Source organism: Saccharothrix sp. 6-C (assembly GCF_016695385.1).
GTDB lineage: Bacteria > Actinomycetota > Actinomycetes > Mycobacteriales > Pseudonocardiaceae > Actinosynnema > Actinosynnema texasense.
Genome location: NZ_CP064192.1, coordinates 34,818 through 50,045, shown reverse-complemented (window position 1 = coordinate 50,045; position 15,228 = coordinate 34,818). Strand labels below are relative to the sequence as shown.

General features: G+C 69.9%; 13 protein-coding genes and 1 pseudogene. 4 read left to right on the top strand and 10 right to left on the bottom strand.

All coding sequences use genetic code 11. The features are described from left to right. Nucleotides 1-4: 4 nt before the first annotated feature. Entirely contained in the window at nt 5-838 is an 834-nt protein-coding gene (locus IOD16_RS00240; protein WP_201438438.1) for a 3-hydroxyacyl-CoA dehydrogenase family protein, read from the bottom strand. Further along, a complete protein-coding gene (locus tag IOD16_RS00235) occupies nt 835-1,155 on the bottom strand; it encodes an EthD family reductase (RefSeq protein WP_123744233.1) in 321 nt (106 codons plus the stop codon). Before IOD16_RS00235 ends, IOD16_RS00240 begins: the two co-directional genes overlap by 4 nt. A 54-nt stretch (nt 1,156-1,209) precedes the next feature. Here IOD16_RS00235 and IOD16_RS00230 point away from each other — a divergent pair, with 54 nt between their 5' ends. Further along, nucleotides 1,210-1,863 carry a histidine phosphatase family protein gene (locus tag IOD16_RS00230; protein ID WP_201438437.1) on the top strand — a complete coding sequence of 218 codons (654 nt, stop codon included), beginning with the start codon at nt 1,210-1,212 and terminating at the stop codon, nt 1,861-1,863. On the opposite strand, the gene IOD16_RS00225 is transcribed toward IOD16_RS00230, so the two are convergent. Continuing rightward, on the bottom strand, nt 1,860-2,915 hold the full coding sequence (locus IOD16_RS00225) for a MerR family transcriptional regulator (RefSeq protein ID WP_201438436.1): 1,056 nt from the start codon (nt 2,913-2,915) through the stop codon (nt 1,860-1,862). The genes IOD16_RS00230 and IOD16_RS00225 overlap by 4 nt on opposite strands. A 67-nt stretch (nt 2,916-2,982) precedes the next feature. After that, the gene (locus tag IOD16_RS00220) at nt 2,983-3,303 is read right to left on the bottom strand and encodes a hypothetical protein (RefSeq protein WP_123744235.1); all 321 of its coding nucleotides are present in this window, start codon (nt 3,301-3,303) and stop codon (nt 2,983-2,985) included. Between the two features lie 84 nt (nt 3,304-3,387). Here IOD16_RS00220 and bluB point away from each other — a divergent pair, with 84 nt between their 5' ends. Both bluB and IOD16_RS00210 read left to right on the top strand, forming a co-directional pair. Next, the gene (gene bluB / locus IOD16_RS00215; RefSeq protein WP_201438435.1) at nt 3,388-4,020 is read left to right on the top strand and encodes a 5,6-dimethylbenzimidazole synthase; all 633 of its coding nucleotides are present in this window, start codon (nt 3,388-3,390) and stop codon (nt 4,018-4,020) included. Between the two features lie 73 nt (nt 4,021-4,093). After that, nucleotides 4,094-5,608, top strand: coding sequence for a GGDEF domain-containing protein (locus IOD16_RS00210; RefSeq protein WP_201438434.1), 1,515 nt, complete (start codon nt 4,094-4,096; stop codon nt 5,606-5,608). Here IOD16_RS00210 and IOD16_RS00205 read toward each other — a convergent pair. The 6 genes and pseudogenes from IOD16_RS00205 to IOD16_RS00180 form a co-directional block, all read right to left on the bottom strand. Beyond that, the gene (locus IOD16_RS00205) at nt 5,605-6,504 is read right to left on the bottom strand and encodes a toll/interleukin-1 receptor domain-containing protein (RefSeq protein WP_201438433.1); all 900 of its coding nucleotides are present in this window, start codon (nt 6,502-6,504) and stop codon (nt 5,605-5,607) included. The genes IOD16_RS00210 and IOD16_RS00205 overlap by 4 nt on opposite strands. Before the next feature lie 12 nt (nt 6,505-6,516). Next, complete coding sequence (locus IOD16_RS00200; protein WP_201438432.1) at nt 6,517-7,188, bottom strand: hypothetical protein; 672 nt, start codon at nt 7,186-7,188, stop codon at nt 6,517-6,519. Between the two features lie 201 nt (nt 7,189-7,389). Then, nucleotides 7,390-8,076, bottom strand: a complete 687-nt coding sequence (locus IOD16_RS00195; RefSeq protein ID WP_201438431.1) for a Crp/Fnr family transcriptional regulator — start codon at nt 8,074-8,076, stop codon at nt 7,390-7,392. 629 nt (nt 8,077-8,705) lie between these two features. After that, nucleotides 8,706-9,882: pseudogene (locus tag IOD16_RS41365) on the bottom strand (IS3 family transposase). Nucleotides 9,883-10,315: 433 nt separating this feature from the next. Continuing rightward, nucleotides 10,316-10,963, bottom strand: coding sequence for a response regulator (locus IOD16_RS00185; protein WP_053719266.1), 648 nt, complete (start codon nt 10,961-10,963; stop codon nt 10,316-10,318). 141 nt (nt 10,964-11,104) lie between these two features. Beyond that, nucleotides 11,105-11,737, bottom strand: coding sequence for a peptidoglycan recognition protein family protein (locus IOD16_RS00180; RefSeq protein WP_123744238.1), 633 nt, complete (start codon nt 11,735-11,737; stop codon nt 11,105-11,107). 142 nt (nt 11,738-11,879) lie between these two features. On the opposite strand from IOD16_RS00180, the gene IOD16_RS00175 reads away from it, so the two are divergent. Beyond that, complete coding sequence (locus IOD16_RS00175) at nt 11,880-15,113, top strand: penicillin acylase family protein (protein ID WP_201438430.1); 3,234 nt, start codon at nt 11,880-11,882, stop codon at nt 15,111-15,113. Nucleotides 15,114-15,228 lie beyond the last annotated feature (115 nt).

Below are 15,228 nucleotides of genomic sequence, written 5' to 3'. Positions count from 1 at the left end.
CTCCTTACCAGGTGAAGAACCCCTGACCGGTCTTGCGGCCGAGCTGACCCGCCGCGACCTTCTCCCGCAGCAGCGACGGCGGCTCGAAGCGCGGGCCCAGCTCGGCCGCGAGGTGCTCGGCGATCGCCAGCCGCACGTCCAGCCCGACCAGGTCGGTCAGCCGCAGCGGACCCATGGGCCACCCGTACCCGAGCCGCATCCCGGTGTCGACGTCCTCGGCGGAGGCGACGCCCTCTTCGAGCATCCGGATCGCTTCCATGCCGACCGCCACCCCGAGCCGCGACGTGGCGAACCCCGGCGCGTCCCGCACCTCGATCACGGTCTTGCCCAGCTCCTCGGCCCAGCCGCGGACCCGCGCCACCACGTCGGCGGCGACCCCGGGGTGGTGCACCAGCTCGACGAGCTGCTGCACGGGCACGGGGTTGAAGAAGTGCATCCCCAGCACCCGCTCGCCCGGCAGCCCCTCGGCCAGCGCCGAGATCGACAAGGACGACGTGTTCGACGCCAGCACCGCGTCCGGGCAGGCGCGGGCCGCGTCGCCGAGCACCTGCCGCTTCAGCCCGAGGTCCTCCGGCACGGCCTCGACCACGAGCGCCGCGCCGCGTCCGACCCCGGTGTCGAGCCGTTCGGCCACGGTCAGGCGCGCCAGCAGCTCGGCGGGCGGCACGGCCAGCTTGCCGCGGTCGGCGGCCTTGGCCAGCGACGCCTCCACCGCGCGCCGCGCCGCCGCCGCCCGGTCCGCGCCCGCCTCCACCAGCACCACGTCGTGCCCGCCGGCCAGGAGCAGGTGGGCGACTCCGGCGCCCATCGTGCCGCCGCCGATCACCACCGCGATCACCGGTCCACGACCTCCGCGGCGAACATCGCCACCAGCTCGACGCCGCCGATCTCGGACAGGTTCGCGCCCGCGGCGTGCCACTCCGGCGACCCGAAGGCCGCTTTCATGGCCTCGGCGGACTCGAAGTGCATCTCGGCCACGATGTGCAGCTCGTGCTCGCCGAGGAAACCGGGCACGAAGACGCGGGTCACCTTCGCCACCTCGGCCCGCAGCAGACCCGGTGTCTTCTCCACCAACGGCAGGTGGGACGTGAAGTAGGCCTCGTCGAACGCCTCGACGTCGGCCGGTTTCCGGTACAGGGCGACGTACTTGACCATGTGACACCTTCCGTCCGGTTTCGCCTGCGAATGTAACACCGGCACCATGGGGTGGTGCGGATCATCCTGCTGCGCCACGGGCAGAGCCTGGGCAACGTCGACGAGCTGGCCTACTGCCGCGTCCCCGACCACGCCCTGCCGCTGACCGGGCTGGGCGAACAACAGGCCCGCGACGCCGGGCCGCGGATCAAGGACCTCCTCGACGGCGACCCGGCGGCGGTCTACGTCAGCCCGTACGTGCGGACCAGGGCCACCTTGCGCAACCTCGAACTCGGCCACCAGGTGGAGCGCACGGTGGCCGAGCCGAGGTTGCGCGAGCAGGACTGGGGCAACCTCCAGGACCCGGTGCGGCAGGAGGTGCTCAAGCACCAGCGGCACGCGTTCGGCCACTTCTTCTTCCGGCTGCCCAACGGCGAGTCCGGCGCGGACGTGGACGACCGCCTGGCCGCGTTCCTGACCGACCTGGAGACCCGGATGCGGGACCCGGCCCACCCGGCCACGGCGCTGGTCGTCTCGCACGGCCTCACCATCCGGCTGCTGTGCCGCCGGCTGTTCGGGTGGAGCATCGAGCTGTTCGAGTCCCTGTCGAACCTGGAGACCTGCGAGCACCGGGTCCTGACCCACGACGGTGCGGAGTGGCGCCTGGACCGGCCGTTCGACCAGTGGCGGGCGTCCCCGGACGGCGAGACCCAGGGACCGATCGGCTAGCCCGGCACCACGTCCGCGACCACGCACACCACGTTGTCCGGCCCGCCGCCGGCGTTGGCCAGCCCGACCAACCGCCGCGTGGCCTCCTCCGGCTCGTCCTCCGACACCAGCACCCGCCGCAGCTCCTCCTCCGGCACCACGGTGTGCAGGCCGTCGGAGCACAGCAGGTACCGGTCACCGGGCAGGGCGTCGTGCAGCGCCAGGTCCGGCTCCACCGCCTCGCCGTGCAGGGCGCGCACCAGCAGCGACCGCTGCGGGTGGCTGACCGCCTCCTCCTCGGTCAGCCGGCCCTCCGCGATCAACGACTGCACGGCCGTGTGGTCGTGCGTGATGCGGAACAGCCGGCCGCCGCGCAGCAGGTAGACCCGCGCGTCGCCGACGTGCACCAGGCCCAGCCGCGACCCGGACAGCACCAACGCGGTCAACGTCGTGCCGCTGCACTCGTCGGCGGGGTTGGCCGACAGGTACTCCCGCACCGCCGTGCCCGCCTGCCGCACGGCGTCCGCCAACGCGTTGAGCAGCTCGCCGGCCGGGATGGCGGTGTCCAGCGCGGCGAGCGTGTCGATGGCCATCGAGCTGAGCGGTTCCCCCCGCGCGCCGAACCCGTCGGCCACGGCCAGCAGCCGCTTCCCCGCGTAGCCGACGTCCTGGTTCGACTCGCGGACGAGCCCCTGGTCGGTCCTCAGCGCGTAGCGAAGCGCGAGCGTCATGGTGGTGGTGTCCTTCCCGGTGAGTCGCTCCACGAGGGAGGAGGCGAGGCCCCGGCGGGCCGCGATGTCGGCCTCGACCTGCGCCCAGTAGGCGCGCACCTCGGCCGCGGCGTCCGCCGGCGCCAGCTCGCACACCCCTCGGATGCGGGCCAGCGGCATCCCGAGCCGGCGCAACCACGCCACCAGCCGAGCCCGCTCGACCTGGTCCGGCGAGTACAGCCGGTACCCCGACAGCGGGTCCACCCGGGCGGGCGTCAGCAGCCCCAGCTCGTCGTAGAGCCGCAACGCCTTCGGCGACAGCCGGACCGCCCGTGCGAACGCGCCGATCGTCAGCAGCTCCACGACCCCTCCCCCGGCCGGGCCGCCCGGCCCGACCAGGACCACCGTGCGGCTTCACCCAGGGTGAAGGTCAACCGGTCGTGGGATCCACCAGGGACGCGGACCGGTCCCGCACCAGCCCGCTGAGCGACACCGTGCCCGCCACCGCCAGCACCGCCAACGCCGGCCAGTCCGCCACCAGGTGGCCCTCGTCACCGACCACGAAGCTCCCGTACAGGCCCCAGCACTGCACCGCGGTCAACGCCGCGCCGAACACCGTCGTCCACCACGAGACCACGACCACCACCACGACCAGCAGGAGCAGGGCGAACACCGGCCAGCTCCCCGCCAGCGCGGTCACCACCACTCCACCCGCGAAACCCAGCGCGGACCCGTGCACCGTTCCGACCATGACCGGCCATTCAACGCCCGGCTGAGACGCACGCCACCCCCTTCCGGTCAGGTTCACCGGAAGGCGTGAGGCACGATCGTCCGAATGAGCTTCTACGACGTCCTGCACCGCCGGAGGGACACCAGGGGCGAGTTCACCGGCGCCCCGATCCCGCCGGACGTGCTGCGCCGGGTGCTCAGCGCAGCGCACGCCGCGCCCAGCGTGGGCCTGTCCCAGCCGTGGGACTTCATCCTCGTGCGCGACGAGCACACCCGCCGCGCGTTCCGCGACCACGTCCACGCCGAGCGCAGCGTCTTCGCCTCCGAGCTGGACCCCCGGCAGGCCGAGCTGTTCGCCCGGATCAAGGTCGAGGGGATCATGGAGTCCACGGTCGGCGTGGTCGTCACCTACGACCCCGACCGCGGCTCGCCCGCCGTGCTCGGCCGGCACGCCATCGCCGACGCCGGCCTCTACTCGGTGTGCCTGGCGATCCAGAACCTGTGGCTGGCCGCCACCGCCGAGGGCCTCGGCGTCGGCTGGGTCAGCTTCTACCGGGAGGACGTGCTCCGCCGGATGCTCGACATCCCCCAGCCCCTGCGCCCGGTGGCGTGGCTGTGCGTCGGGCCGGTCGAGGGCCTGCCGGACACCCCGGACCTGGAACGGCACGGCTGGCGCAACCGCCTGCCCTTGGAGGCAGTGCTGCACGAGGAGCGGTACACCCGCCGTTCCGGCCGGTAGCCTGTGGTAGCCGTGCCGGCGGCGAGCGGTCCCGCGTACCGCAGCGCCGAGTCGGAATGGAGTGTCAGCACGAGTGGAGCAGCGAGATCGGCCGGTAGCCGGGCAGGCCCCGCAACTCGACCTCGAGGTCAAGGCGTTGCTGAACGCCGGCCGCCTGGCCGAGGCCAACACCCTGTTCGACCAGGTGGTGAGCCGGGTGCCACCTGGCGTCGACCGCTGGCAGCGCTCCGCCGTCCTGGTCGACCGCGCCAAGCTCGCCTGGCGCCTCGGCCGCATCCCGCTGGCCCTCGAACTGGCCGCCGAGGGCTGGACCGACCTCGACGGCGAGCACGACGACAACCCGGCCGCCGCCCAGGCGATGCACGCCCTCGCCTACCTGCTGGAGGGCATCGGCAACCGCCGTGCCGCCGTGGACATGCTGCGCCTGTCCGTCCAGGTGGCCCGCCGCGCCGCCGAGCGCTCACCGGGGGCCGTCGAGATCCTGGGCCACTGCCTGCAAGGCTTGGGCGGCACCTTGAACTTCCGCGCGATCTCCTCACCGCCCGACCGCGCCCCGGCGATCTTCGAAGAAGCCCGGGGCTACCTCAGAGAAGGCCTCGACCTGGCCGAAGAGAAGCACATGCGCCGCGCCCTCCTGGCCGCGTACAGCCGTTCGCTGGCCGGCGTCGGCGAGCTGGACCAAGCCGAGGAGCACGCCCAGGAGGCGCTGCGCCAAGCCGAGGGGGCCGGCGACAAGTGGGCGTCCGCCGTCGCCTGCTGGGTCCTCGCGGTGGTCCGGCGGGAGCAAGGCGACCTGGTCCGGGCCCGCACCCTGGCGAGCCGCGCGGTCGCCGCCTCGGAGTCCATCAACGACCCGTCCCTGCTGCTGCGGTTCTCCCTGGACCTGGCCGACATCTGCGCCGAGATGGGCGACCACGTCGGCGAGGCCACCGCGCTGCGCTGCTCGGTGGCCGCGAGCCGCACCGCCACCGAGACCCTCCAGGAAGGACTCGGCCAGGCGCTCGAACAACGCCGCGTCGCCGTGCAGGCGCAACGCCTGGCCGTCGCCGCCCAGGAAGCCGCCGCCCGCGACCCCCTCACCGGCCTGGCCAACCGCCTCGGCCTGGAACGGGCCGCCGCCGGCCTGCTGGAGAGCACCGCCGCCCGGGGCCGCATGCCCTGGCTCGTCCTCGTCGACGTCGACCGCTTCAAGGGCGTCAACGACGACGCCGGCCACGCCGCGGGCGACGCCACCCTGCGCGAGATCGCCCAACTCCTCCGCCGCGAGTGCCGTGCCGCCGACCTGGTCGCCCGCTGGGCGGGCGACGAGTTCGTGGTCCTGCTCGGCGCCGCCGACGGCAACACCCTAGAAGTGGGCCCGACCGTCGCCGAACGCATCCGTGCCGCCGTGGACAACCACGACTGGACCGTCGTCCTGGGCACCGCCTGCCACCCCACCGTGAGCATCGGCGTGGCCGCCGGCCCAGCCACCCTGGACCACCTCTTCGCCGCCGCCGACATGGCCCTCTACCGCGCCAAACGCCACGGCCGCAACCGCGTCGAAGTCGAACCCCACCTCACCACCCCGGAAGCCATCTCCGGCAACTAGGCCTGAACGCGGTTGGTCACCACGTCGACGAGTGCCTCCACCTGCGGTCGTAGCAGATCCCTGATGAGGACACGATCACCTGTTGCCGTTTGCAGGCAAAGGTCTGCAGTCGGGAAGACGCCGGCGCGGCGGCGCCGACGGACCTCGATGTCGACAACCTCCTGGACGCCGAACGTGAGCACCTGCTGAATCTTGAGCTCACCATCCAGGTCGGCGATGCAGATCCGACGGCTCGTGACCAGGACGACGGCAGAACCTGACGTTCGCCTGGAGAACCGGCACGGCGCAACGAACCGGAGTCCTTCGTCGGGGCGCAACAGGGACCACGCGATGTCGACAAGGCGACCACGATTGCCAAAGTGCTGCTGCAGCAGAGGCAGGGTGCTGCGAGCCAGGCGGTCGATCTCGGTCCGGCTCGTGCGTCTCACGCGTCCGGACAATCTGGGATCAATATCGGTGATCTCCGCCACGATGTGCGCGATGTCCCTGTGCGCTTCCCGCAGGCGTATCCGCTGCCTCTGGACCCTGGCCAACCGGCGGATGTCCGGTGGCAGGTCGTCGTGCACGAAGTCGGGTACATCACCGACCAGGACGGGCAGTACACGCACGCCGGCGGCGAACGCGGCGGCGATCTCACGGCGTACCCAGTCGCGCTCGTTGTCGATCAACCGGCCGTCGGGCGTGGGTGAATGCCAGTCAGACCCGATGACAGCCACCAGGACCAGGCTGGACCGCACCCTGTCCAGCAGAACCTGGGGGTAGTCCTCACCGGACGGGATCGACCTGTTGTCCAAGAAGACCTGATCCGATCCGAGCCGCTCAGCCAACTCACTGCACAACCAGTTGGCCACCCACGGCTCATCGGAGCCGCGGTAGTTGATGAATACCAGCGACATTTCCCACCGCCCTTACCTGGACGGGTCCACAAGCATGACCATCCGTTCGTTGTTGCCAACCACCATCTCCCGGGACTCCCACCGGTAGTCCTTGGCCAAGGCGGGGAACTGGTGGAACGTTCCCGTGCTGACCGCGACAGTGTTCGGTGGCGCCGCGCCGCTCAGTTTCGACGCGAAGCTGATGCACGCACCGACCAGTTGCACGCTTTCGTGCTTGCCGACGTGGACACGAGCCGATGTCACCGCTCCGTTGTCCACCCCGGCCCCGACCCGGAACGCAGACGGGGTGGGGCACTCGCGCACCCCGCAGTTGCCCAGGCACGTCAGGTGGTGTCGGTTGGCTTTCAGGAAATCGGTGCTCAGGTACTCGATGGCCCTGAGGGCTGCGTCTATGGCATCAGAAGCGCAGGTCTCGCCGACAAACAATGCGAGCACAGCGTCACCACTAGGGCCACTCTCGTACACCGCAGGGCCGTCGATCGTCGACATCACCCCCACGAGGAAGTTCATGAACAACGAGGTGGCGGCCCCAGGACCGTGGTGACGCTCCACGAAGTCGACGATCTGAGAGGACTTGCGGACGTCGATGAACAGCGCCGCACCGTGAACGGTTTGACCGATGGAGTAGTTCGCCAGTCCGCCTGGCGTTCCGTGTGAACTCACGGTGACCTCGTCGATTGTCATACCGACCGAGTGCCTTCGAACCCAGCGGCACGCTGCCGTCGCGTCCTTAAAGCTCCGAGCAACCCGGCGACTCCGCCCAGCGTGATGGCGGTGCTGGCGCTCATCAGAGCTCTCGACCTGGGGATACCGAGCACCCCAGGAGTCGCGCGGAGCGCGAGCCCCAGGACGATGATTGTTCCGGCGAATCGCATGACAGGTTCCTCACTTCGCGCCTTCCAGCGCCGTCGCGCCACCCTCAGCGATCTCTTTGATGCGACCGAGGTCATGGATGACGAACAACTGGCGGCTGGTGCTCAGCAATCCTTGATCGCGAAATACGCGGATAACCGGCGATACGGAGTCACGCTTCTTCGCCCCGATAAGACCCGCTAGTTCGTGCTGCGAAACACCTCGGATAACAATGCCGTCCGCACTGGCAATACCCAGTTTTGCAGTCAGTTCGACCAGCCCTTTCGCGAGTCGCTGCTCGATGCCGAACCAGCTTGCCTGGGACTGCTTGGTGGTGGCTTCACGCAGGCGAGCGCTCAACATTTGGACCAGTGCGTGGAACACACGAGGCCGGCTATACAGGAAGTCGATCCACTCGCGTTGCAGGATCACCTTGACCTGGATGTCCTCCATGGCCCACACGTCGGTCGAGCGCGGCTGGCCATCGAGTGCGGACATCTCGCCGACGACCTCACCAGGGCCGCGGATGGCCATCACGCGGTCCGGACCCCCAGAAGTCACCTTCACGTGGCCCTTGATGATCAGGTACGTCTCGGTGGTCCGCTCGTTCTCACGGAAGAGCAGGAAGCCGGCAGGACGGTTGATCACGATGCCCTTGAGGGCAAGCTTGTCTTCCTCCTCAAGGAGAGGCATCTTCGTGATGTCTGCGTCAGGCTCCATGCAGCTGAGTGTACTGGAACACATAGGCGCGTGTGAAGGCACCAATCCGTCTGGGTTACTAGACACCTCGTCCGCAAGTCAAGACCCCCCTGACCATGACCGCGCTGCCGAGATGCGGTCACTACGGCCGGTCTCGTGCCACGGTCAACGTCCGAATCCTTCGCGTGCTGGACACCGGACCGCGACTCGGCCGCTCGGCACCGAACAAGGACTACAACGACACCTCCGGCCCGGCGGGAGCAGGATGCCGAGCGGACAGCGGCTCTCTCGAGACTCGCCGGCAGAGGAGGTACTACCGGAGGGCGACGATACGGACGAGGGCGGAGAGCTCGACGAGGCGGGCGCGGTAGCCAGCGGCGAGGACCTTCCAACGCGATGCGGCAGAGTACATGTTCGCCGACCCGGGCGGATGCGACTGAAGCTGACGTTCGAGTCTTGTCCCCGGATGAGGGCGCTTGTGTCCTGGACGTTGTGGGCGGATGGCGAGCGTGCCCGGGTAGCTGAAGGTCGGCGACGACCTGGTTGCCGGCCGGGAGCCGGTCCAGGTCGTGAGGGCGTAGACCTTTGCCGTCCGGACGAGACCTTCGACCGGATCCGATACCGATGCGCGAGAGATCGACACGGGGACTTCACCCCGGATGTTGGACACGGGTTATGCGGCTGGGGTCAGCGTAGCCGGAGCCAGGGTGAGGCTGTTCTCGTTGTAGCGGTGCGCCCAACCGAACACCGCCAGCCGCGCTTCCCTTTCACTGCAGCAACTCTGGGCACCTTGGAGGGCCTCGCGTTTGAAGGAGGCGTTGACACTTTCGGCGGCGGCGCTGGCCGCGGAGCTGCCGACCGCGCCCCCATGGACCGGGTCACCCCGACGGCGCGGCAGGCGTCGGCGAAGCCCGAGCACCGTATTGCGCTCCGTGGTCGCTGTCGAAGGTCGCCCCGGCCAGGCTGCTCCGTGTCCGCTCGGCCGCGTGCAGGGCGTCGAGGACCAGTTCGGCGCATATATGGTCGGCGACGGGCCAGCCCGACCAGGCGACGCGAGCACAGGTCCATCACCGTCGCGAGGTAGGGGAACGTGCCGTCGGCGATCGGCAGATGCGTTATGTCGCCGACGTAGCGGGTGTCAGCGGTGAAGTCACGTCCGAGCAGGCCCGGGGCCTTGGCCGCTGTGGGGTCGGCGAGGGTGGTGCGCTGCCGGCGGCGTCCGCGGCCCCGCCAGACCGATCTCGCGCATCACCCAGGCGACCCGCTTGTGATTGACCGGGTGTCCGGCGTCGCGCAGTTCGGCGGTGATCCGCGAGACGCCGTAGGTGCTGGCCGACTCGTGGTGGACCACCCGGATACGGACGGCCAGGTCCGCGTCGTCGGTGGCGCGGGCAGCCCGGTCGGGGGTGATGGCCTTCCAATAGTAGTAGCTGGACCGGGCGAGCCCGATGACCTGACACAACCGCTTCACATCATGGTGGCGTCGGTTTTCGGAGACCAACCCGAAGCGGTTCACCAGCGCGTCTCCCCTGCGAGATATTTGGCCGCCTTGCGCAGGATGTCGCGTTCCTCTCCCGACTCGCGGCTCCGTTTGCGCAGCGCGGCATTCTCGTCCTCCGGCGAGTGCTGCGGCCACGGCCGCCGACGTCGTTCCGGTCGCGGCCGGTGGGCCGGTACGCTGTGCGTCGTCGAGCCGGATCCAGTTGCGCAGTGTCTCGTAGTTGACCTCGAGGTCCTGGGCCACCGACTTGATCGTCACACCGGGGCGGGAGCGGTAGAGTGCGACCGCCTCGCCCGGAACCCCGCAGGGTAGTGCTTCATCACCATCTGAACGGGACTCCTGTCCACCCGGACCATGCCGGTCCAAGTGTGTCTAGTGCCCAACACCCAGGGTCAAGCCCCCGTACCCAGCGCGATTCACAGCCGTGCGATGTCGATCCCACCTCACAAGCGCGGCTTACCTGCTGCCATGACCGCCCACCAGGGACACCGTGCGATTGACCGTACCGGCCACTGCACACAACGCCGCGTCGCCGAGTTCGAACAACACGCTCACCCGGCGGGTGAGATACTCGCAAAACTGCTCCAAGACCCGGACAACTCTCCGTACGCACGCCTGTCACCGACGCGAGGCATACGGATCACCGCAGTCCTTCTGGGCGATCTCCCAGCTGTCGCAGGAAGGATGATCGACCACGGCTGCAGCCATGATGAACAGGGCTGGCGGCCACCGCTCGAAGGTTGAGTTCAAAGCTAGGACTCACGCGATCAGGCCGCCCCGGAACGCCACCAACGCCGCCTGAACCCGGTTCACCGCACCGATCTTGCCCAACACCGACGACACGTACCCCTTGACCGTCGCCTCGGACAGGTGCAGCGTCCCACCGATCTCCGCGTTCGACATGCCCTGTCCGATGAGGACCAACACCTCGCGCTCCCGTTCGGACAGCGAGGCGAGCAGCCGCCGGGCGGGCTCGGCCGCACGTTCGCCGTCGGCGACCGCCGCCAGCACCCGTGCCGCCACACCGGGGTCGAGCACCGCGCCACCCACGGCGAGGTCGCGCACGGCCCGCACCAGCTGTTCCGGTTCGGTGTCCTTGAGCAGGAATCCCGAAGCGCCCAACCGCAGCGCCTCGGAGACGTACTCGTCCACGTCGAACGTGGTCAGCATGGCGATCTTCGGCGGGTCGGGAATGGCGCGCAGCCTGCGCAGCGCCATCAACCCGTCGGACGACCGCATCCGGATGTCCAGCAGCACGACGTGCGGGCGGTGCCGGCGTGCCAGGTCGGCCACCAGGTGCCCGTCGTCACACTCGGCCACGACCTCCATGTCGCCTGCGCTGCTGAGGATCATGCGAAGGCCGGACCGGACGAGGTCTTCGTCATCGGCCAGCATCACCTTGATCACGACGCCTCCCCGCGTTGGCGTTTCGTGCTCGTACCCGCCCAGCCTCGTGCACGAACACGCAAGCTGACGTTAATTCCCCGTTATCTCACCACGGGAGGACGCGGGTTCAGCCTGTTCACAGTTGCCAGGGGATGGGCGGGGTCAGCCCAGGACCTGCGCGACTTCCTGGCGCAGCCGTGGCAGCAGGGCGTAGAGCTTGTCGCCCGGGCAGAGGGTGTCGCGGTAGTCCCGGTGGCCCTGGATCGCCGACGGCGGGATGCCGTACTGCTCGCACGTGTACACGCAGAACGACACCAGCGAGTCCCACTGCAACTTGGGCGGCTCCACGTCCATGTAGAGGCCTTCGTTCTCGATTCCGATGGCCGCGGTGTTCTGGCCGGGACAGTGCGCGCCGACCACGACCCGGTCACCGGCGCGCAGCGCCGCCAGGCTGCCGTGCCTGCCTTCCATGAGGAACCCGCCGCGGCTGTTGGTGAAGTGCTGGCCGGAGTCGATCCAGCCGTTCGTGTCCATGTGGAGGTTCTGGATCCACCGGGCGTTGGCGTAGGCCGCGGCCTGCGAGTAGTCGGTGACGTTCGCCGACGCGGTGTGGTGGATGAGGATGCGCACCGGCCGTTCGTTCACAACGCTCGTCGGCTGCGACGGCGGCCTCGCGCCCCAGTCGGCGCAGCTGCGGATGGGCAGGACGGGTGAGCCGAGCGCGGGCGAGGAGCCCAGACCAACGAGCACCCCCGCGCCGGCGAGACCGGTGAGCAGCGATCGACGTCGCATCATGTGAACTGTTTTCCCAATACCTCATCACCACGTCAAGACCCCACACCCGTCCGGCGCAGCCCAAACGCGAAGGTCTTTCGCGAATCGATGACCAGCCAGTAACGTGCGTCACACGATCCCTGCCTGGAAGGAGCTTCGCGTCATGCGGAGAGCCGCCCGATCGCTAGCCGTGGTCGCACTCCTCGCCGCCGCGGCCACCACCGTCCCCGACACCACCGGCGCCACCACCGCCACCGCCGCGCCCGCCGCGTCCGCCGAGACCAGAACCGCCGCCGAGGTCGGCGCCTCCGCGTTCACCCCCGACGACCACTGCCTCGGCCAGTGCCACGACGTGCTTCCGCCCGGCCAGAACGGCAACGCCACCCTCACCGAGATCCTGGCCCACCGCGCGCTCGGCACCCGTCCCGCGCACTCCGCCGACCAGCTCGGCCGCTACGACTCGCTCGTCTCCGGCTACGGCGGCCTGACCAACGAGCAGCTGGGCACGTTCTTCAACGACGCCTCCTTCGGCGTCCCGGCCGACCAGGTCGAGAGCACGATCAAGCCGCGCGCCGACGTCACGATCGTCCGCGACAAGGCCATCGGCATGCCGCACATCTACGGGACCACCCGGTCCGGCACCGAGTTCGGCGCCGGTTACGCCGCCGCGCAGGACCGGCTCTGGCTGATGGACCTGTTCCGCCACCTCGGCCGCGGCCGGCTGTCCGGGTTCGCGGGCGGCGCCGAGGGCAACCGGGCGCTGGAGCAGAGCTTCTACAACCAGATCCCCTACACCGAGGCCGACCTCCAGGCGCAGATCGACCAGGTCGCGGCGCAGGGGCCGCGCGGCGCGCAGGCGTTCCAGGACGTCAAGGACTACATCGCGGGCATCAACGCCTACATCACCGCCTCCGTGAACAGCCGGACGTTCCCCGGCGAGTACGTGCTGACCGGGCACGCCGACGCGATCACCAACTGGAACGACATCACGCCGTTCCAGCCGACCGACCTGGTCGCGATCGCCGCCGTCGTGGGCGGGCTGTTCGGCGCGGGCGGCGGTGGCGAGGTGCAGAACGCGCTGGTCAAGCTGGCCGCCCAGAACAAGTACGGCGCTGCCGCCGGCGACCAGGTGTGGCGCTCGTTCCGCGAGCAGAACGACCCCGAAGCGGTGCTCACCCTGCACGACGGGCAGCGCTTCCCGTACGGGACGACGCCGACCTCGCCCCAGGGCGTGGCGCTGCCGGACGGCGGCGTCGTGACACCCGAACCGATGGTGTTCGACCAGACCTCGACCGGCGCCTCCACAGTGGACACGCCGGCGGACCTCAAGCCGCTCGAAGGCCTCTTCGCCGACGGCGTGCTGCCGCGCGACCTGCTGACCAAGAAGCACGGCATGTCCAACGCGCTGGTCGTGTCCGGCGCGCACACCGACACCGGCAACCCGGTCGCCGTCTGGGGTCCGCAGACCGGCTACTTCGCCCCGCAGCTGCTCATGCTCCAGGAGCTGAACGGTCCGGGCCTGCGGTCGCGCGGCGTGTCCTTCGCCGGCGTGTCGATGTACGTGCAGCTCGGTCGCGGCGTGGACTACTCGTGGAGCGCGACGTCCGCCGGGCAGGACATCACCGACACCTACGCCGTCGAGCTGTGCGAGCCCTCCGGCGCACCGGCCACCGCCACCTCCGCGCACTACCGCTACCACGGCCAGTGCCTGCCGATGGAACGCCTGGAGCGCAGGAACTCCTGGAAGCCCAGCGTCGCGGACCCGACCCCCGCCGGCTCGTACGCGCTCGTCATGCACCGCACCAAGTACGGGCTCGTGCAGAGCCGCGCCAAGGTCGACGGCAAGTTCGTCGCCTACACCTCGCTCCGCTCCACCTACCTGCACGAGGTCGACTCGATCATCGGCTTCCAGGAGTTCAACGACCCCGACGCGATCAAGTCGGCCGCCGACTTCCAGCGCGCCGCCGAGCACGTCGGGTACGCGTTCAACTGGTTCTACGTGGACTCTCGCGACACCGCGTACTTCAACTCCGGCGCGAACCCCGTGCGCAAGGCGACCGTCGACCCGCACCTGCCGGTGAAGGCCGAAGCCGCGTACGAGTGGGAGGGCTGGAACGCCGACCGCAACACGGCCGCCTACACGCCGTTCGCGCAGCACCCGAACTCCGTCAACCAGGACTACTACATCAGCTGGAACAACAAGCAGTCGCTCGACTACTCCGCGTCCGGCTACGGCATGGGCTCGGTGCACCGCGGCGACCTGCTGGACGACCGGGTGCGCGCGCTCATCGCCCGCGGCAAGGTCACCCGGACCTCCCTCACCCAGGCCATGGCCGAAGCGGGCGTCGCCGACCTCCGCGCCGAGCAGGTCCTGCCCGACCTCCTCCGCGTGATCGACACCGCGCCGGTCGCCGATCCCGCCCTCGCCGCCACCGTGACGAGGCTCCGCGAGTGGAACCGGGCCGGCTCGCTGCGCAAGGAGACCTCGCGCGGCAGCAAGACCTACGCGCACGCCGACGCCATCCGGTTGCTCGACGCGTGGTGGCCGCGCCTGGTCGAGGCGCAGTTCAAGCCCGGTCTCGGCGACGCCCTCTACGGGCAGCTCACCCGGGCCGTCCAGATCGACGAGCCGCCGTCGGACACCCACGGCGCGGCTCCGCACAAGGGTTCGTCGTTCCAGAACGGCTGGTGGAGCTACGTCGACAAGGACCTGCGCGCCGTGCTCGGCGACCGCGTGGACGGCGCCCTGGGCGCCCGCTACTGCGGCAACGGGAACGTGGCGGCCTGCCGGCAGGTGCTGCTCGACGCGCTGACCGCGGCGGCGGCGACCCCGGCGACCACCGTCTACCCCGGCGACGACTCGTGCGCGGCAGGCGACCAGTGGTGCGCCGACACCATCATCCACCGCGCCATGGGCGGCATCACGCACGACAAGGTGCACTGGCAGAACCGGCCCACCTACCAGCAGGTCGTGCAGTTCCCGTCCCGTCGCGGCACGAGCCTGGCGAACCTCGCCACCGGCGCCACGGCGACCGCCAGCAGCCACGAGCGCGGCTGGTACAGCTCGCCGCCCTCGAACGCGGTGGACGGCAAGGCGGACACCCGCTGGGCCAGCGACTGGTCGGACCAGCAGTGGGTGCAGGTCGACCTCGGCGCGACGCGCACCGTCGGCCGGGTCGTGCTGTCGTGGGAAGCGGCCTATGCCAAGGCGTATCGCATAGAGCTGTCCGTCGACGGCAGCACGTGGCGGACCGCCTACACGACTGCCGCGGGAGATGGTGGCCGGGATCTTGCGTCGTTCCCACCCGATGCGGCACGATTCGTACGAATGACGGGTATCCAACGAGCCACTGGTTACGGATACTCGATTTACGAACTTGAGGTCTACGTCCAGTAGACCGGCCCACAGGAAGACCCCGGTCCACCCCCAGGGACCGGGGTCTTCCGCTGTTCCGGGCCCGACCAGCCGCTCTTCGCTCACCGGCGATCCCTCACCGGCGGATCACCCGCCG